14 protein-coding genes and 1 pseudogene are annotated in these 18696 nt (G+C 55.3%); 7 read left to right on the top strand and 8 right to left on the bottom strand.

Annotated features, from left to right (window positions below; genetic code table 11):
* Window positions 1–223: 223 nt before the first annotated feature.
* On the bottom strand, window positions 224–2659 hold the full coding sequence (locus tag ACF8K2_RS11810; protein WP_392464928.1) for a TonB-dependent siderophore receptor: 2436 nt from the start codon (window positions 2657–2659) through the stop codon (window positions 224–226).
* 186 nt (window positions 2660–2845) lie between these two features.
* Between ACF8K2_RS11810 and ACF8K2_RS11805 the strand changes: the two genes are divergently transcribed.
* Both ACF8K2_RS11805 and ACF8K2_RS11800 read left to right on the top strand, forming a co-directional pair.
* Window positions 2846–3361, top strand: a complete 516-nt coding sequence (locus ACF8K2_RS11805) for a sigma-70 family RNA polymerase sigma factor (protein WP_392464927.1) — start codon at window positions 2846–2848, stop codon at window positions 3359–3361.
* A complete protein-coding gene (locus ACF8K2_RS11800) occupies window positions 3358–4305 on the top strand; it encodes a FecR domain-containing protein (RefSeq protein WP_392464925.1) in 948 nt (315 codons plus the stop codon). Before ACF8K2_RS11805 ends, ACF8K2_RS11800 begins: the two co-directional genes overlap by 4 nt.
* A gap of 177 nt (window positions 4306–4482) precedes the next feature.
* On the opposite strand, the gene ACF8K2_RS11795 is transcribed toward ACF8K2_RS11800, so the two are convergent.
* Entirely contained in the window at window positions 4483–4854 is a 372-nt protein-coding gene (locus ACF8K2_RS11795; RefSeq protein WP_392464924.1) for a DUF4440 domain-containing protein, read from the bottom strand.
* A 162-nt stretch (window positions 4855–5016) separates the two neighbouring features.
* On the opposite strand from ACF8K2_RS11795, the gene ACF8K2_RS11790 reads away from it, so the two are divergent.
* The 3 genes and pseudogenes from ACF8K2_RS11790 (at window position 5017) to ACF8K2_RS11780 (ending at window position 7489) form a co-directional block, all read left to right on the top strand.
* Entirely contained in the window at window positions 5017–5607 is a 591-nt protein-coding gene (locus ACF8K2_RS11790) for a GNAT family N-acetyltransferase (RefSeq protein WP_392464922.1), read from the top strand.
* 175 nt (window positions 5608–5782) lie between these two features.
* Window positions 5783–6916: an alanine--glyoxylate aminotransferase family protein gene (locus ACF8K2_RS11785; RefSeq protein ID WP_392464920.1), complete on the top strand. Its 1134-nt coding sequence runs from the start codon at window positions 5783–5785 to the stop codon at window positions 6914–6916.
* A gap of 22 nt (window positions 6917–6938) precedes the next feature.
* A pseudogene (locus ACF8K2_RS11780) lies at window positions 6939–7489 on the top strand (YdeI/OmpD-associated family protein).
* A gap of 352 nt (window positions 7490–7841) precedes the next feature.
* Here ACF8K2_RS11780 and ACF8K2_RS11775 read toward each other — a convergent pair.
* The 6 genes from ACF8K2_RS11775 to ACF8K2_RS11750 form a co-directional block, all read right to left on the bottom strand.
* Window positions 7842–8231 carry a heme-binding protein gene (locus ACF8K2_RS11775; RefSeq protein WP_392464918.1) on the bottom strand — a complete coding sequence of 130 codons (390 nt, stop codon included), beginning with the start codon at window positions 8229–8231 and terminating at the stop codon, window positions 7842–7844.
* A gap of 109 nt (window positions 8232–8340) precedes the next feature.
* A complete protein-coding gene (locus tag ACF8K2_RS11770) occupies window positions 8341–9564 on the bottom strand; it encodes a maltoporin (protein WP_392464916.1) in 1224 nt (407 codons plus the stop codon).
* A 126-nt stretch (window positions 9565–9690) separates the two neighbouring features.
* A complete protein-coding gene (locus ACF8K2_RS11765) occupies window positions 9691–10950 on the bottom strand; it encodes an MFS transporter (RefSeq protein WP_392464915.1) in 1260 nt (419 codons plus the stop codon).
* Between the two features lie 68 nt (window positions 10951–11018).
* The gene (locus ACF8K2_RS11760) at window positions 11019–12611 is read right to left on the bottom strand and encodes an FAD-dependent oxidoreductase (protein WP_392464913.1); all 1593 of its coding nucleotides are present in this window, start codon (window positions 12609–12611) and stop codon (window positions 11019–11021) included.
* 22 nt (window positions 12612–12633) lie between these two features.
* On the bottom strand, window positions 12634–14421 hold the full coding sequence (locus ACF8K2_RS11755; protein WP_392464911.1) for a thiamine pyrophosphate-binding protein: 1788 nt from the start codon (window positions 14419–14421) through the stop codon (window positions 12634–12636).
* Window positions 14422–14513: 92 nt separating this feature from the next.
* Window positions 14514–15173 (bottom strand): ThuA domain-containing protein, encoded by a 660-nt coding sequence (locus ACF8K2_RS11750; protein ID WP_180688483.1) that lies wholly within the window; start codon window positions 15171–15173, stop codon window positions 14514–14516.
* Window positions 15174–16045: 872 nt separating this feature from the next.
* Here ACF8K2_RS11750 and ACF8K2_RS11745 point away from each other — a divergent pair.
* Entirely contained in the window at window positions 16046–17113 is a 1068-nt protein-coding gene (locus ACF8K2_RS11745; protein WP_209967474.1) for a LacI family DNA-binding transcriptional regulator, read from the top strand.
* A gap of 176 nt (window positions 17114–17289) precedes the next feature.
* On the top strand, window positions 17290–18672 hold the full coding sequence (locus ACF8K2_RS11740) for an amino acid permease (RefSeq protein WP_392464909.1): 1383 nt from the start codon (window positions 17290–17292) through the stop codon (window positions 18670–18672).
* Window positions 18673–18696: the final 24 nt, after the last annotated feature.

Below are 18696 nucleotides of genomic sequence, written 5' to 3'. Positions count from 1 at the left end.
GTCCGCATCGTATGGCCGCTTCTGGCGGTGAGCTGATCTCTACGATGGACAGCTAGGATTCGTTAGCGGCCATTTGCGAATGACCGCCAACGACTCATTGCGAAAGTCCGGCAAAGGCTGCTATCGACCCATAGCAGCCACTCGCATAGAGTGGTAGGTCCATGTTCAGTGCATGTTTGTAATCTCACCGCAAACCACATTGCTGCGGCGAGACCAGGTCTTTTCAGTTTTCGTACCGCAGCGTCACGGCGAAGTTGCGTGGCTCGCCGTAGTAATTGCCCAGGTTCGAGTTATAGATGGCGGAGTAGTAATGCTTGTCGAACACGTTGTTCAGGTTCAGCTGCGCGCTCAGGTTTTTGTTGAACTGGTAATTAGCGTTCAGATCGACGAGGTTGTACGCTCCCTGCTCCACATTACCTAGATAGACCTTGCTCTGATGATAGAGGCTACCACCTACACGCCAATCGCCCAGCTCGCCGGGCAAACGATAATTGGTCGCAAGTTTAACCAACCGGCGCGGGGAGGTTTCGGTGGCGTAGTCGGTACCTTTACGGGTTCCGCCAATATATTCAGGGTGGCTGTAGGTGTATCCGAGCACGGCGTTCCAACCGGGGAGAACCTCTCCAGAAGCCTCTACCTCAAAACCTCGATTGCGGACCTTGCCGCCCTCCTCGTAACACGTTGAGCTACGTCCTGGCCCGCAGGTACGTGGTGCGCCAACAACCGCTTGAGGTAAGTGGCTTTGGTCAACCTGGAATACCGCCACAGACGTATTGAGTAGCCCGTCGTAGAACTCATTCTTGAGGCCGATTTCGTAGTTGCTGCCGGTGATGGGGTTGAGCAGTTTGTTGCTGATGTCGTAGTTGCTTTGAACCTGATAAATCTCGGTGTAGCTGGCGTAAACCGAGGCATCGCTAGTGAGGTCATAGACGACGCCAGCATAGGGTATGACTTTTCCATTTTCCTTGAAACGGTCTTCATAGTCAGAAGACGTGTAGTCAACCCAGCTGAAACGGCTGCCCAGGATCACATGCAGATCATCGCTGGGGTTCAGCCGGGTGGCGGTATAAAGCCCTTTGTCCTTGCGTACGTTGCGGTACTGGATACGCTCGTAGCTGTAGGTGGGCGAAGCCACTTGTGAAGGGGAAAAATCAAGAATATCGACCACGCTTGGATTGTTATTGTAACGCGACTCGTTGATGAACCGGTCTTTGCGCGCGTTAGCGCCGAACACCAGTTCGTGGCGCTGGCCGAGCAGGTAGAATGCACCGTTCAGCGCGGCATCAAGGCTGATTTGCTCGTCGTCGTATTTTGTATCGTTGGTGGCCAGCCGGAACTGGTCGTTACCAATGTTGTTGCCGTAGAGCCCGAGAAAATCGGCATTCGACCACATAAAGTTAGTATTGACGGTCAGTTTCCAGTCATCATTGAACGCATGCTTGATGTCAGCAAATACCGTGCGATTGATTTTGTTCAGATGTGCCCAGCTTGGTGCAAAGGACGCCGAACGCGACAGTGGATAGAAGCTGCCATTGAGTTGAGTAGGCAAGCCACCCCAGTCATAACCGCCGTGGTAATCCTTCTGCAACACGGTCCCGATGCTTAGCGTCGTATATTCGCTCAAGTCGGCTTCGCCAATGGCGTAGAACAACTGGTTTTCTTTGTCGGCACGGTCTACGAAACTATTGCCGGCATCGTATAGCAATACGGTCCTGCCCCGCAGCGTGCCCTGTTCGTTCAAAGGCCCACTCACGTCGATCTGGCTGTGGTAATGATCCCAGGAGCCGCCGCCAATTTCTGCTTTGAGCTTATAGGTATCCGTTGGCCGCTTACGCATCAGGTTAATGGCCGCCGAAGGGTTTCCCGCACCCTGCATCAGGCCGTTTGCGCCGCGCACAAACTCTATCCGGTCGTAGATAGCCATGTTGTTAACAGAGGTCACGTCCATCGAGTAGCTTTCGGAAATGCTGGTCGGTACGCCGTCGTATTGCAGGTCGTTGACCTGGAAGCCCCGGGAGAAATAGCGTGATCGTTCGGTACCGAAATCCTTGGTGGTATTGATACCCGTGGCAGCCCTGGCAACGTCTTCGAGGGACTGCATATTTTGATCATCCATTTGCTGACGCGTGACGACACTGACTGACTGCGGTGTTTCTCGCAGCGAGAGGCTCATCTTCGTTGCCGTGTTGGTGCTACCGGTCGTATAGGATCTAGACCCTTCGGTGACGGCGCCCAGCCCCGAGCTTGTTACGTTGGTCACGCCCAATTGCATTGAGCCCGACGGTGTGGCCGGCAATACCACGTAGCTCTTACCCCCACCAGCGACCGCCTGCAATCCAGAGCCGCTCAGCAAGACCGAAAAGCCCTGATCGATGCTGTAACGGCCGTTGATGCCCCGGCTTTGCTTACCTTCGGTCAGCCCGTTGTCAAACGACAAGACAACGCCTGCTTCGGTCGCAAAGCGGTTCAATACCGTAGCCAGCGACCCGGCTTCGATAGCAAACTCCTGCTGATGCTGCGTACGGGCTGTTTGTTGGCTTTCGGCAGCATGGGTAGGTGCTGGAGTGGCCATCAACACCGATACACCAAACATGACAAGGTACAGCGCGCTTTGGGTGTTCAACTTGGCGATGAACACGCCCGGAAGGGGATGCTGCATGCTTTCTCCTAATGCGGTTGTCGGCGTTTTATGAGGTATCTGCAAAAGGAGTCGCGCTGCCGAGTGCAAAGTGACAACGCGTTTTGAAAATTTTTTGGCTCCGTTGTTTTGGCCCGAAAGCCGGTTGCCCTAAGGCCACCATTTTACTATATTGCGATTAATTCTTATTCTCCGCTTGGCACCGACATGCCGTCTGGCAACCCTATCGCGACGCTCTACAACGACCATCAACCCTGGCTGATCAGCTGGCTGCGCAAGCGGACCGGGTGTTCGCAAGCGGCGGCTGACTTTGCCCAAGACACCTTTGTACGCGTGTTACTCGCCGAGCGCCGTGAACCCCTGGCGGCCACGCTCAATGAGCCACGTCATTTCCTGGTAACCATCGCCAAGCGGGTAATGATCGACAGTTTTCGCCGCCAGTCCGTGGAGCGTGCCTATCTCGAAGTGCTCGCAGCACAACCTGAGTCGTTCGAAGTCTCGGCGGAGGAACGACTTGCCCTGCTCCAGACACTTCTGGAGCTGGATCGCATGCTTGACGGCCTGGGCGTGAAGGCGAAAACGGCGTTTCTGATGTCGCAGGTGCAAGGGCTTACTTACCCTCAAATTGCGGAACAACTACAGGTGTCCGCCAGCTCGGTGACCAAATACATGGCCCGAGCCACCGAACGTTGCCTTTTGTATTTCGTGCACAATCCGTGGTGACCAACGACGCCCAGCGCCAAGCGCTTCGCCATGCTGCGCAGTGGTTCGCGCAACTGTCCGCGAGCCCTGATGACCCGGCACTGCGCGCACAGTGGCAACGTTGGCACTGCCGAAGTGCGGAGCATGAGTGGGCATGGCAGCAGTTGACCGAATTGCAGGCACGCCTTGGCCGCATGCCGCAGCAATTGACCTGGGAGGTCATGGAAAAGTCCACCCTGCGCGAAAGCGGCCCAAATCGCCGCACCCTTCTCAAAGGGCTGCTGCTGGGTGCCGGGGTGAGTTCATTGGCATGGCAGGGATATGGCATTGCGCCAAAATGGATAGCCGACGTTAAAACCCGCATCGGTGAACAGCGCCAAGAGGTACTTGCTGACGGAACCTTGCTGGTGCTCGATACCGATACTGCGCTGGATGTTGTCTTCGACGCCAGCACCCGCCTGTTGATTCTTCGGGCCGGGGAAATTCATGTCACTACAGGCAAAGACTCCCGCCCGTTCCTGGTACGCAGTGCCCAAGGTGAGCTGCGCGCTTTGGGCACTCGTTTCGACGTGCGCCAGCTCGACGGGCTGACGCGTCTTAGCGTCTACGAGCATGCCGTGGCGATACGTCCTGAGCAGGCTAACGATGAGGTCGTGATCGAGCAAGGACAATCAGTGACTTTTGATCGTCAGAGACTGAGGGTCTCGCAGGCGTTGAAAAGAGGTGAAGAGGCCTGGGCCCAGGGGCGGCTGGAAGTGGAAGGCTGGAGGCTGGACATACTGATCGATGAGTTGCAGCGCTATTGCCCCGGCTATCTTGGCTGCGCGCCCGAGGTCAGCCATTTGCGGGTGTCGGGCTCGTATTCGCTTGGTAATATTGAGCTGACATTGAACACTATCGCCCGTTCGTTACCAATCCGAATCCAGCACCTTACCCGTTACTGGACGCGCATCCTGCCGGCTTGATGATTCGCGACTTTGAAAGGTCGTGCCTCATACGATCATCGGTTCTCATGGTTCGCTCTTGGCCCCAGCTCTTTTCCATGAATGACTGCAATGGGCCGATAGCGGTCAGTCGCGAGCAGCTGCTTTCGACCCAATGTGGGTCTCCTCTACAAGCGCGGCGCTGACAGTTGATCAACCTTATCCAGCCTTCGCTGTCCCTTGGTGAAATGCCATCTGCCACTGCTGACCCTGCCGTCGCCAGATTGAGCTTCTCAGCGACTCACTGCTGCTATCCGGCCCATGGATCGTGCAGGTATAGGTGGCAAGCACGACCTCATCGGCCAGCACGCGTATCTCAAAAGCGCTGATCTGGCGGCGAACGAAAGCCTGAGACTGCAACGCGTCGATGATGTGGGCTCGGTTCCACGCCATTCCATTGGCACCAAACTCGACAAAGTCCGCAGCCAGCAGGCTATTTAGTGCATTGGGGTCAAGGCGAGTTTGGCGTTCTAGCAGACGCTCCTCCAATGAGTGAATAATGGATTTCAGCTTTGCCATCGACAGCTTCAATTTTTTGACCTCCCTGGTTACAGCGTTAACCGCTCTGTATTGGCAGTGCTTGCCCTTGCTGTTTACCTGCAGACACTACTCCAACAGTTTGCGCCACTGCGCGCACGGCGGAGCCCTCCGCGAAGCATCAAAGCGCCAGTTTACCGTTGGAGACTGCCTGGCATGCCCAGTGCAATTACCGTGCTGAATGCCACTTCAAGGTCTGATCACATGGGTCGCGCCAGCCGACTACCCGAACTCCTCATTCGCAAGCCCAACAGCAAAGATGCTGCTGCCATCGCCACACTTCATATTCGCAGCTGGCAAAGCGCCTACAACGGGCTGTTATCGGCACGCTACCTGAGCGGCCTGGAGACGACTGTCGAACGCCGTGTGGCCTTCCTGACTCAGGCAATCGAAGCGGGCAGTCCTTCCATTCGTGTGGCCGAACTAACTGGGCGGGTGGTTGGCTGGATTTCCTTCGGTCCTAGTCGTGACGAGGATGCCGCAGCGGGCACCGCCGAATTGATGGCGATCTACCTAGACCCTGCGTTCTGGCTGCGTGGAATTGGCAGCGCGTTGTGGGCAGAGGCGCAGCAGGTTATGCAGGACGATGGATATGGGCAGGTCAGCGCATGGGTGCTCGACGGCAACGAACCCGCCAGGTGTTTTTACCTCAAGCACGGTTTCACTGCACAGGCTGCGAGCCAGCGGGTCATTGAAGAGAACAGTGAGCCGCTTGCGCTCACCCGCTATGGTTTGGTGCTCAGGTGATGACCAAGCAGCTTGCTGTCCACTAGGGGCTCATCGCCGGCGTACCGGCTGAGTCATGTCGTCATCTGCACCCCAGCGTCGACAGAAGTCGCACCTCAACCCAAGTAATCTTGTCATTTGCAATCGCTTAGGGCAGGGTCGATACCACGGACATCTCTGCCAAAGGAGTCACACCATGTCAAAGATCTATCCCGATATTGATCCAGAGGGACTGGTCGAGTACTCGGTGGTTTACACCGACCGCTCGCTCAACCACATGTCGCAGTCGTTTCAAGGTGTGATGAAGAACATTTCCAGCACCCTGAAGCAGGTCTACAACGCCCAGGCGGTTGCGGTAGTCCCCGGCAGTGGCACATTCGGCATGGAAGCGGTGGCGCGCCAGTTCGCCAACGGCCAGCAATGTCTGGTGATACGCAACGGCTGGTTCAGCTACCGCTGGAGCCAGATCCTTGAGATGGGCAACATCCCGGCGGCCACTACGGTGCTAAAAGCCCAACCGATCGACACGGGGCGCCAGGCTGCCTACGCTCCGCCCCCTCTGGACGAAGTGCTGGCAGCCATTGAGGCGCACAAGCCGCAGATTGTCTTTGCCCCCCACGTTGAAACGTCATCAGGGATCATCCTGCCCGATGAGTACCTGCGGGCGGTAGGCGACGCGGTGCATGCGCAGGGTGGCCTGTTCGTGCTGGACTGCATCGCCTCAGGCGCGCTTTGGGTTGATATGCACAAATGCGCGGTCGACCTGCTGATCAGCGCACCGCAGAAGGGCTGGAGCGCCTCTCCTTGCTGCGCCCTGGTGATGCTCAGCGCTTTGGCCCTTGAGCGCATCGGGCAGACGCAAAGCAGCAGCTTCGCCTGCGACCTGAAAAAGTGGCTTCAGATCATGCAGGCTTATGAGCAAGGTGGACATGCCTACCATGCGACCATGCCCAGCGATTCCCTCGCGCGCTTTAGCGAAGTGATGAAGGAGACGCAAACCTACGGTTTCGACAAGGTCCGCGACGAACAACAGGCCCTGGGTGATCGGGTGCGCGCAATGATGACCGGCAAAGGTATCAAGAGCGTGGCCGCAGCCGGCTTTCAGGCCCCTGGCGTAGTGGTGAGCTACACCGATGATGCCGATATCAAGAGCGGTAGGAAGTTTGCCGACCACAGCCTGCAGATCGCCGCCGGTGTGCCGTTGCAATGCGACGAGCCGGCCGACTTCCAGACCTTCCGCATCGGTCTGTTCGGGCTCGAAAAGCTGCACAACATCGATCGCACAGTCGATATCCTTGAGCAAGCACTGGACGAGGTGATGGTTAACTAGACGCGCAGTTGGAGGACTTGCAATGACAACAAACGCTGTGAAGTCCCGATTCGAAGCAAAGCTTCTTCGTCCGGCAAAGCCCGGTGATGATCCGTCGTGGGCTTTTGCAGTCCTTCCAAGAGACGCGAGTGAACGGTTCCCGAGGCGTGGAAGGACGACAGCCGAAGGCACAATCAATGGGCACCCTTTCCGCGCAACCCTTGAGCCCGATGGTCAGCTGAGCCATTGGCTGAAGGTAGGACGCGAGTTACTCGACGCCGCAGGTGTGGCCGTTGGCGATATCGTTACCCTCGAGTTAACCCCTGTGAAGAAGGAACCCGAGCCTGATATCCCGGCAGATTTTGAGCAAGCACTGGCAGCCTGGCCTGAGGCTCGGAAAGGTTGGAACAATACACGACCATCGCGCGCGTAGACTGGATCCACTGGATTACTTCAGCGAAGCAACTCAAGACACGCGAAAAGCGAATGGGTGATGCCTGCGGTATGCTTGCAACCGGCAAGAAGCAGGTTTGCTGTTTCGACCCGTCCGGCTATTACAGTAAAGCCTTCCGTGCGCCGGAGGCAGACAGTTAACCCAGCTGATCTCGTGGCACGTCAACCACGTGGTCGTCACCCTCAACACGCTGGGGATCAACTGCGAAGAGAATGAACACTCAAGCCACATCGTTGATACGTTGTGCCGATTCAGAGACTGTCCGGATCCCCGAAGAACATTTTGACTTGGCTCTAGCTTAGTATTTTCAGGTCGGGAAAACTAAAGTATGCCCCCAGTTTTGCCCCCATCTGGTCCCCCATTTTTAGTTTGGTTTGTGCTGGTCTACTGCGGATGGTGATGGACGTGTTTTTTCGTGGAGCCTAATGACTCACGTTAGGAGAGGGCATTTTGCGACTGCCCAGACACCTACATGAAGAGACTTCGAAGCATTCATAGCCGGCCTGCAGCCTCCATGGCGATCGTCTGGTCGACCTCTACAGGGGCCCCAGAAATGCCAAGAGCTCCTATCACGTTGCCCGTTTCGTCATACAGCACAACACCGCCTCCAAAGCTGATCAAGCCACCATTGGTTGCTTCCAGGGTGTAGATTGATCCAGAGGGCCTCGCTTCGGCGCCGATAGTGATGCTGTCTGCTCGGAAGAGGGCAGCGGTGCGAGCCTTCTTCACTGCGATATCGATAGCTCCAGGTATTGCGTTGTCCATGCGCAAGAATGCGAATGGAAGCCCGGACGGATCGACTACGGAGATGCAGACGGGGTGCCCCAGTCGATGGGCAATTTCTTGAGCACGACTGATGACTTGCTGTGCAATTACTTCCATTTTCAAATTTTCCTGAGCAGTAGCACCTTGCGTTCAAGCGGAACCCTAAGCACCATTCGAGAGCAAGGTGAAGTTACGTTCTAGAAGAGGAGGGCAACGCTCTATTTCGTCATTCCCACCAATACTCGACCTGGACGCCGAAATTGCTGCCGTGGCGTGCGCTGTTGAATGCTCCGGTGGACGAGAGTGCAGATCCTTCATCCATCTCGTCAGCAGCTTGCTGTGCGGCTCGGTTCCACTTGGCGTAGGTGTAGTAGAGGCGGATTTCTGGCCGATCCCAGAAGCCTGGCCCTTTAGGCGACCAGGTAGGGGCAACGGTGAATTTGCTCAGTTTTCGAGTACCGTCAGAGGCCTCGATCTGATCGTGGCCCAGTTCGGCAATGAGCTTGAATTGGTCAGAAATTGCGTAAACAGGCCTGACGCCTACGGACACCCAATCCTGCTTTTCCCCACCATCGCGGTAATCGCGTTGTGCGACGACTTGGAACTGACCTCCGAATCGAGGAGTGATCTGCCAGTCGAAATAGTCTAAGGCTCGCCAGCTGCGGTTGCTGCGGTCGAGTTCTACATCTCCCGTGTAACCCAAGCTGGTACCGGGGCCTTGGCCGTGTTGGATTGCTACGGTGTTCGCGTTGCCGCCAAGTACATCAGACTGGCGGTGTTGGGCAGTGACTGCCCATCCGCTGTGGGTATCTCCACGGTCCGGATCTTCGATATAGCTGAAGCCGAACTCGAGCTCGCCACCAGGGTTAGTGTTTATGCCGCCGATATTGAAGTCGTGTCGGTTGGTGTAGTCTTTTTGGAAGACATTGTCTTTTCTAGAAAATGCGTAGCTGTATTTCAGTCCGCCCAGCTCAACGTCTTCGATGCCCGCGCCGGTACCGCTCTGATCCCAATAGTAGAAGTCAGATATGTGGATATCATTGCGCTTATAGAACCGCCGTCCTGCCCAGAGGGAGCCGTTGTTGAGTTGAGGAAGCTTGCTCCACTCTGCGTAAGCTTGAACTACCCGAGCATAACCATAGTCGTCTGAGAATCTTGGAGTATGTCCGTACTGATTTTGTAGCGCAGCCATCCCCTCAAAACTAAGGACTGATCCGTCGTCCAGAGTGGCGAGGTCGTGGCGAATACCGAGTTCTGCGTACTGCTCACATTCGTTGCCAAGACGGTATTTGGTAGGTGCACCTGGTAGCTGGAAACACGATTGTTTGCCCCCAGATGTTGAACCACCAATACCGCTTCGAAGATAACCATTGAATTCGAATGCATCTGCAGCTAATGGGGATAGCATGCTGAGTGCAGCCGACAGCCCTAGCTTCTTGCTATTGAGCATGAATGTTTCCTTTATTATTTGATTTATGGCAGGTGACGATGGTTAAGAGAGTCGTCTGGCGAACGCTGTCTCGTAGACAGTCTTTCGATAAAAAAGGGGCTGCCCGGGAAGGGCAGCCCCAAAAAATCAGCTTACTTTCTGTTCGCTGATAGGGGTTTGAAGCGAGGAGTTGCTAGAGCGACCTTGTTTCATCAGCGCTGGGCCAAAGACGGCGAGCGGGATGAGCAAGACGATCGGGAAGTAGAGCAGCTTGTCGATACCGAAGGTGCTGACAACAAGCGCGATGGCTGCTGGCCCGAGAAGCATGCCGGAGTAACCGATGCAGTTCACGATGCCGATGTTGCGTCCTGCGTTCGCTGGATCCTTACGCCCAGCGCTGGACAGCATGAGCGGCGCGATGCTCGCGAGACCCAGGCCGAACATTGCAAAGCCAATCAGGCCGGCGTACTCGGTATTGACTACTACGATTACGATCAGGCCAGCGATGGCGATCACAGCGCTCAGGAAGACCAGTCGAACTGCGCCGATCAGTGCTGCCAGGCGGTCGCCAATCACTCGACCAATGAACTGAGCGCCGATGAACACAGAAACAGCAACGCCAGCATCTGCAGCGGTGACCCCAAGAACACGTCGTCCGTACTCTTGACCCCAGTCGGCAACAGCGCCTTCACCGACCATGCTGCCAAGCAGAAGAATGCCGAAACCAACCATCAATGCGATCACGCCCAGGGAAGCGGTGCTGGCCTGTTTAGCATCTTTGGCGTCCACTGGGGCTTCAGGAACCACTTCATGTCGGTCGAGCATGAAGAGGCTAGAAATGATGCCGATTGCGAGCAGCAGCACGCCGAGAACCGTAAATGGTACGGCGGCGCTTTCGGTGTAACGTGCCGCGAACCCACTACCTACCATGCCAAGAACGAAGCCGCCCAAGGAGTAAGCCGCGTGGAATGTGGTCATGATCGAACGCTGATAGAAACGCTCTACCTGCACACCATGGGTGTTGTACGCAGTGTCTGCAGCACCACGAAGCAAACCAAGGATTACCCCGAAGCTCAAGGCGAAGTACACGTCGGTGGCGTAGCCCATCGGGATGATCGAGAGCGGGTACGCAATTGCGGTTGTAAGGATAACTTTTTTGGCACCAAACCTGTCCAGGAACATGCCAACGATGAACGAACCAACCGCACTGCCAACACCAATACCAAACGCGATCATGCCAAAGTTGGCGTCGCCGAGGTCACCATTAAGTCCCATGTGGTGACGAAATGCTGATACGCCAGTAGACCAGATGTACATCATGGCCCCAAGAATCATAAAGCCCGCAAAGGTAGCAACACGAGCCCTTCTAATTCGAGGGGTGACAAGGCTATTGTTCATGTTATTCATTTTTTAACACGTTCCTGTCGGTTAAGGTCGGGGTGTCATCCATTTGCAAAGAATGAATGGCGTTTTTATTAAAATTTATCCGCTATCCTTAGCGCATTTGCCGCAATTGTCAGTGCAGGGTTAACTGCTGCTGAAGAGGGGAATGATGAGCTGTCAACGATCCATACGTTATCCAGGTCATGCATTTTGCAGTTAGGGTCTAGAACGCTTTTCTTCGGGTCAGCACCCATTACCGCAGTACCACATTGGTGAGAGTTTGTCGCGATGCCCATACGCTCGGTCAGTACAACTGGGAAACCAGCTTTTTTCATGATCGCGGTGGTTTTCTCAACCAGTTGATAGTGAGCACTTAAATTGTTTGGCGTCCAATAAACTTTGATCGAGTCACGTTCTTCGTCATACACGACCCGGTTATCCTGGGTAGGGATATCTTCCGATGTCAGGTATAGATCAACACTGTGGCCAGTGATGAAACGGGAAACAATTTTCGGAATCCACGGGCGCATTGGTGTAATCATGGGCTCACGGATTTTGCCAAGCATCTGTACGTTTCCTAGAGGAAACGTGTTGCGTTGACTTGCAGAGTACCAATCATTGATAGCCAAGGTTTTTTGGAACTTGACCTTATTGGTGTGCAAAGGGTCGACCGCAATCATGAAGGTGCTGTTGTGCACCATATAGTTCCGACCCAGTTGGTCAGAGCTATTTCCGAGGCCGGCAGGATGCTGCTCGCTCTTCGAACGGAAGAGAAGGGCTGCGCTGTTCACCGCCCCACATGCGAGCGCGACGCGTTTTGCCAGGATCCTGACTGGGCGGCCATCTTTCACACCGACAGCTTCGGTCACCCGCTTGCCATCTTGGCTGGTCACAAGCTTGTTGATTTTGGTACCCACCATCAGCCTGGCACCTGACTCCAACGCTGGGCGCAAGGTTGAAATCTCGGCATCACCCTTAGCTTCGAGCAGACATGGGTAACCGTCGCAGGTAGAGCAGAGGACACAGGCGCGATCTTCGCCGTAGTCAACAGCCGCCGGCATCACGAAAGGCGACAGTCCATCATCCTTCATCACTTTCTCGAGCGAGAGCAGAGCAGGGTCGTGTTGCAGGCCAGGCCATGGGTAAGGTTGTGAGCGCCATGGCTCGGTTGGATCTTGGCCGGCATTACCGTGCACCTTGTACAGTTGCTCAGCTTGGCAATAGTAAGGTTCCAATTCCGCGTAGCTGATTGGCCAGCCCGGTGCGATGCCTTCGGCATGCTTCACGTCCAAGAAGTCTACCTCTCGGAAGCGGGGGAGCATTGCGCCATAAAATTTGGTGTTGCCGCCTACGTAATAGAATACGCCTGGCGAGAAAGGCTTGTTATCTCTGTCCAGCCACTGTTCCGCGTTCCTGTAGCGACCCTCACCGAAAACGGCTTCAGCACTCCAGTTCTCGGTCTCACGAGGAAGAAAGTCGCCGCGCTCTACGACCAGGACATCGAGCCCTTTCTTGATCAGAGCATGAGCAAATGTGGATCCGCCCATGCCCGATCCAATGATCAGAACGTCACAGGTCACTTCACCATTTTCATCAGGCTTCACGGTTGGATTGGAACGCCGGCGGGCCGGCGCTCCTTCCAAGCGGGCTTGCTCTGAATGAGTTTTTAATACTTCAGTACTCATTTCTTGCATGCCTCAGTTTTAATTACAGGTGCTGTTCTTTGTTACGCAGTTCCCAGTACTCGTCCTGGCGTTCGTCAGTGATGTACTCAGGAACTGGGAAGTCCCACCAGCCCGGTACCCATGGGCCAGCAGCGTCGCGGTCGGTCGGCACTTCAATCAACACCGGCTCGTTGGCTTCCAGTGCTTGCTGGAGGATTGGTTCCAGCTCTTCGTTGCTGTTCACGCAGAACGATTTAATGCCGAACGATTTGCCCAGCGCGGCGTAGTCTGGGGAGTACGGCTCGCCGTTTGGCAGGTTGAATTCGCTACCGATGTGACGACTGGTCTGCTTGCGCTGGCCACCACGAATCGACATGTAACCGGCGTTGTTCTGGATCAGGAACACGACAGGGATGTTGTTGGTCACGCAGACCGCGATTTCCTGTGGGTTCATCAGGAAGTCGCCATCACCCAGGATGCAGACAACTGGTTGATTCGGAGCGGCCAGCTTGGCGCCAATTGCAGCAGGAACTGCCCATCCCATGGAGGAGAAACCACCGGAGGTCAGGTGAGTCCGAGGGGAGTAGACCGGGAAGGTCTGCTTCACTGCACCTTGGGCGTTACCAGAACCAACAACCACGATGGTGTCACGTGGGAAGATCTTGCGCAGGGCACCCAGTGGGCGCTGCGAGGTGAACGGGAAGCGATCCGAATCACGGCGGGTGGCGAGCTTGGCCTCCCACAGGTCTTGGTTCTTCTTCAGATCCTGCAGATATTCAGTACGATCAACAGTCTCGCCTTTCAGCTCTTCAACGATGTGAGCGAGTGCGTACTTGGCGTCGGATACGATACCTACCGCTACCGGGTAGTTCTTACCGATTTCGTGTGGATCGATGTCGATGTGAATCAGACGTCCTGGTGGGATCGAGAAGGTTACGCCTTGGGCGTAGCTCGAAGACGACCAGTCAGTGAAGCGGCAGCCTACAGCCAGAATCACGTCGGAGCTGGAGGCCATTGCGTTGCCGCAGAGGGTACCAGTCTGGCCTACGCTGCCTGCGAACAGAGCGTGGTCTTCAGGGAAGCCGCCCTTACCGTTCCAGGTGGTTACCACTGGGATTTTCCAGGTTTCGGCGAGTGCCACGACTTCGTCAAACGCTTCGGCAGTGATGACACCGCCACCGATGACGATCATCGGGCGCTTGGCTTCACGCAGGACTTCAGCGGCGCGCTTGATTGCCTGAGGGTCTGGGTAGACTTTGCCGACTGGGATACGCTCTTGCAGGTCGTGCAGAGTTACTTCGCCAGCTTCCGCCTGAACGTCCATCGGGATTTCGATGTGTACTGGGCCTGGACGACCAGTCAGCATCGAACTGAAGGCACGGTGCATGATGAACGGCATTTCTTCGGTGCGGGTGGCGACCCAATGGCGCTTGGAAACGGCTTCAGCGATTTTCGGGAAGTCGTTGTCGGTGTAGCGCTCCAGCTCTTGCAGCAGACCGTGGCCACGCATGTGGGTGGGTGGGCCACCGGTGATCAGCATGCAGCTGGTGGAGTCAGTGTAGGCAGTGGCCATACCGATAACAGTGTTACTGGCACCCGCACCGATCGAAGTCACAGCAACCATCGGTTTGCCGGCAACCCGATAGTAGCCATCAGCCAGGTGCACGGCGCTTTGCTCATGGAAAACCTGGATGAACTTCAGCTGGGACTCCTCTTCCATGAAGGCGTCCATCAGAGTCCAAATGCCGTGCCCCGGAATGCCGGCGACGTACTCGACTCCATAGTTTTTCAACGTTTGAGCAACCACTTGGCTGCCAGTTAACTTCGGCATGTTACATCGCTCCTAATTGGAGGTTTTACTTAACGTCCTTCAGGGAAACCGCGTGGAGTAACCCTGAAGATCTCGAATTACCGATCAGGTATTTACTTACGCGCTGCCCACACCAAGCCTTGCTTAGTGAGACGACGAATATTGGGGTCAGCGAGGTTGCTGGTGTCGTGGCCGATCGAGTGATAGAAGACTCGGCCCTCACCCCAGTTACGAACCCAAGCAACTGGGCTTCGGTGACCTTTAAGCCATGGCATTGGGTTGCCGTCAAAAGTGGTTTCAGCCAGGACGTGTATGTTTGGGTCTACCTGCATGTAGTACTGCTCGGAGCGAACCTCAAAATCTTCAACGCCTTGGGTCACCTCGTGATCACGGTCGATGAAGTTGACCATGTACGGGTGTGGGTAACCTTCGCCAGCCGGATGCTCAAGGAAGGAGCCGCCCAGCATGAAGTGATATTTCAGGCTTGCGCGGAATGCCGCGCCTGCGCCGTGCCAGCCAACAAGGCCCACGCCGCTTTCGACTGCTTCAGAGAGATGCTTTTCCTGCGAAGCAGTCAGGGTTTCGGTGGTGACAGCGTTGTTCCATCCGATGATGATCAGGTCATAACCCTTAAGGTCACGATCCAGGGTGAAGATGTCGGTGGACTCTTCAACGTCAAAGTCCAGCTCCTTGAAGAGCTCGCGAGCCCAGCCAGCGATTTCGTATGGGTAATGTCCAGGCCAGCCGCCGTAAAGATAGAGAGCACGAGTCACGGTTATACCTCCAGTATTTATTTTTGACGAAGAGCAGCCGTCGATAAAACTTCGACAGAATTCTTAGCTATTGACTTGCCTTTATTGGGGCTGCACGAAGTCACCGAAATAAATTCGGGGTGGTAACTTGGCGTGAGCCTTTACCTGCCTACATCGTCACAGCAAGCGAAATGGTTGCTGCGTGTATCTTGCGTTCAAAGTAGGGGGGTTATCTAACGACGATTTCACTGCGCACTTGAACTCCAGGCAAAGGCGTTCCTAGCCGTTAATACAGCTGAGTGGGTCTGGGTCTCGGCACTAGGGCTCCGACGCACGGACGCATTTCGGGCTTTATGGGCAGTGAATCTAAGAGATAGCTGGGATGTGAGCCGCAGAGCTAGTGACGGCACGCATCTCGCTTGATGGTTTCGCTGAGCTAGTTCGTTCAGCTTTTGGGCGCTAGACATAAGCAGCCTCGTTTCTTGTTTGGGTGGTTATTCGTATAACCTGTGAGCACAAGGTAACACGCGTTTTGACGTTGTCAATACCCGCACACGACAAAAGGTCGGGCCTCGATTGGGCACATACCTCTGGCAGTGGCGCATCAAATTTGTGGTTGGAAGCCGCGTGGTTTGTGGCATTAAGGGGGATGGTGATCAGCGATTTTGATCGCATTTTTCTTTGTCGCTAGGCCAGTAGCGAGCCAAAAAAAATGTGCCAGTGCGATCTTTTCTGTCTTGGGGAAGGGTTCGAGCTAGGTGTGTGGCAGCAATCGAGCCAGGGAAAATAGTTATCCACCCTGAGCTTGAGCCGTTATCCTCACCAGCTCTGCAGTCAGCGTATGCAGAGTAATTCCTGCATGTCATAGAAATAAATATAGGGCAGATCTTCAGATGGTTTCGATGAAAGATGTGGCAAAAGCAGCGGGCGTTTCTCAGCCAGCGGTTTCCTATGCCTACAGCGGCTCGAGTAAGGTTTCAGCCAGCCAGCGGGAGCACATTCTTTCAGTCGCTGCGAGCTTGGGATATCCAGGGCCGAACCTTCGCGGGAGAAGCCTGCGCTCGGGGCGAGTCGGTGCCATTGGCCTGGTCGTAATGGATCAGTTGTCCTATGCGTTCGATGACCCTTGGGCGATGTCTCTTCTGAAAGGGATCGCCAAGGTCAACGAACTCGCCAACGTCGCATTGACCCTCTTCCCGTTGAAGAGCAAAAAACTTGAGGGTGACCAAGAAGGTGATTCCAACCTGGCTGTAAGGGGGCTGGTCGACGGCCTGATCATCTCCACATTGCCTGACGATCATCCAATCACTCAGTTCATCGTGAAACGCAACATACCTGCGGTGATTATCGACTCGCCCAGACTCGAGGGGGTGCATTTTGTTGGGATCGACGACCGGCAAGCTGCAACGGATCAAATGGAGCACATTCTCGGCCTTGGTCATACCAAGATCGCGATTCTGGTTGAGCGCTTGATCCCTGACGGGAAGAGGGGACGGGTGAGCCAAAAGCGTTTTAGGCAGTCGACGGAGAGAATCGCTAGAGAGCGGCTTACGGCCTACGTCGAGACTGCCGAAAGGCACGGCATTGCTTACGACGAGTTGGTGATTATCGAAGCAGGCGGATTTACCGATGCGCTCGGTCGGGAGGCTGCGTCCACACTGCTCCGTGAGTCCGGGGTCACGGCTGTTGTAGCGAGCTCTGATGTGATGGCATTAGCGTGTTTGTCAAAAGCGGAGGAGGAGGGTGTTGCCGTTCCCGGGCAGCTATCGGTTATCGGGTTCGACGACGTCCCCGATGCGGCGCCGAGAGGCCTGACCACCATCCGTCAGTCCATCATCGGTAAGGGCGAGTGTGCTGCTCGTATTTTGCTCGATGAACTCGAGGCGTCGGAGCCCCTACAGCCGATAGTCAAGATCTTCGAAACATCGCTTGTCGTGCGAACCACTACGCGCCGACTGTAGCGCCGTGCGTCAATCTGCGTCACTTTGTGTTTGATTGAGAAATTGGCCCAGTGAGTTTCACAACTTAATCTGAGATCGCAATGCGGCGGTTTCTAAAAATAACGTGAAGCTCACTTCCGCCAGCCTCCAGGCTGTAACGCCTAGGCGGTAGGTGGAAGTGCCTGATGGGGCTAGGCATGGAATATCAACTGGATTCTGCCTCAGAGAAGGCGGTGTCTCATGGGGCGTTGTCTAAGGGATTGAGCAGTCGCCAGATCACCATGATCTCTATTGGTGGTGTAATCGGTGCAGGCTTCTTCGTGGGCTCCGCGAGCGCCATTAGTGCTGCTGGGCCAGCGGTATTGGTCTCCTTTGCTATTGCTGCGGTACTGGTTGTGCTTGTGATGGGCATGCTTGCCGAACTGGCTACTGCCAACCCAGACACGGGTTCATTTTCCACTTATGCGCAGCAAGCGATGGGGCGTTGGGCGGGCTTCTCTATCGGCTGGCTGTACTGGTGGTTTTATGTGCTTGTCATCCCGCTAGAAGCTATCGTTGCCTCCGACATTCTCGGCGGCTGGCTTGGAGTGCCCTCCATGGCGGTTGGTGTGGCGCTCATTGTTGGCCTCACTCTGACCAATATCCTCAGCGTGAAAAACTTCGGTACGCTCGAGTACTGGTTCTCCCTGATCAAAGTCGTCACCATTTTGGCTTTCATTGGCCTTGGCGTAATCGCTATTTCTGGATTGCTTCCTACCAGCTCAGCTAGCGGTGTCGGTCACCTCTGGCAGGATGGCGGCTTTGCGCCCACAGGTTTGCCGGGAATAGCATCAGCGTTGGTGCTCGCTCTGTTCAGTTTTACAGGCATGGAAATCGTGACCATTGCGGCAGCTGAATCTGAAGACCCCCGAGCAAATATTCGGAGGGCAATCCGCTCTGTGGTGTGGCGGATGATGATCTTCTACTTCGGCTCGATCTTCGTCATTGTTGCGTTGGTGGCATGGAACTCACCTCACCTAGAGGTTGGCTCTTTCCAATCGGCTCTGGAGGTGATGGGTATCCCAGGTGCTGCCGGCATCATTCAGGCAGTGATCCTGGTGGGTGTAGCGAGCACCCTCAACTCTGCGATTTTCACTGCGTCTCGTATGGGCTATTCGCTTGCGGTACGTAGAGATGCACCTCAGTCTTGGGCTCAGACGACCGCCAACGGTGTTCCGAAGGTGTCGATTTTTTATGCGAGCGCGGGGGCTCTCGCTCTTCTGGTGGCCAACTACACGTTGCCGCAAGCCGTGCTGGTACCATTGATTGCTACGATCGGTACGATTGCTCTTGTCATGTACCTGGTCATCGCGGTGAGCCAAGTGATCTTGCGTAAGCGGGCCATTGCTCAGGGGAGGGCGCTGCTGGTGAGTTTTCCTTTATTCCCGGCGCTGTCCTACTTAACCATCGTTGCAATCGTCTCCTTCCTAGTCCTGATGGCAGTCGTGCCGGGGCACCAAATGGAACTGCTTGTGTCTTCAATACTCACACTGGCGTTGGTCATCATTGGCGTGATCCTTCAAAAGAGGGACAGCAACTGAATAGCGATCTTTAGATTTGTTGTG

It is taken from the genome of Pseudomonas sp. xss_2, assembly GCF_043104195.1.
GTDB lineage: Bacteria > Pseudomonadota > Gammaproteobacteria > Pseudomonadales > Pseudomonadaceae > Aquipseudomonas > Aquipseudomonas urmiensis.
The sequence above is the reverse complement of the archived record's forward strand: the minus strand, read 5'-3'. Positions and strand labels throughout refer to the sequence as shown.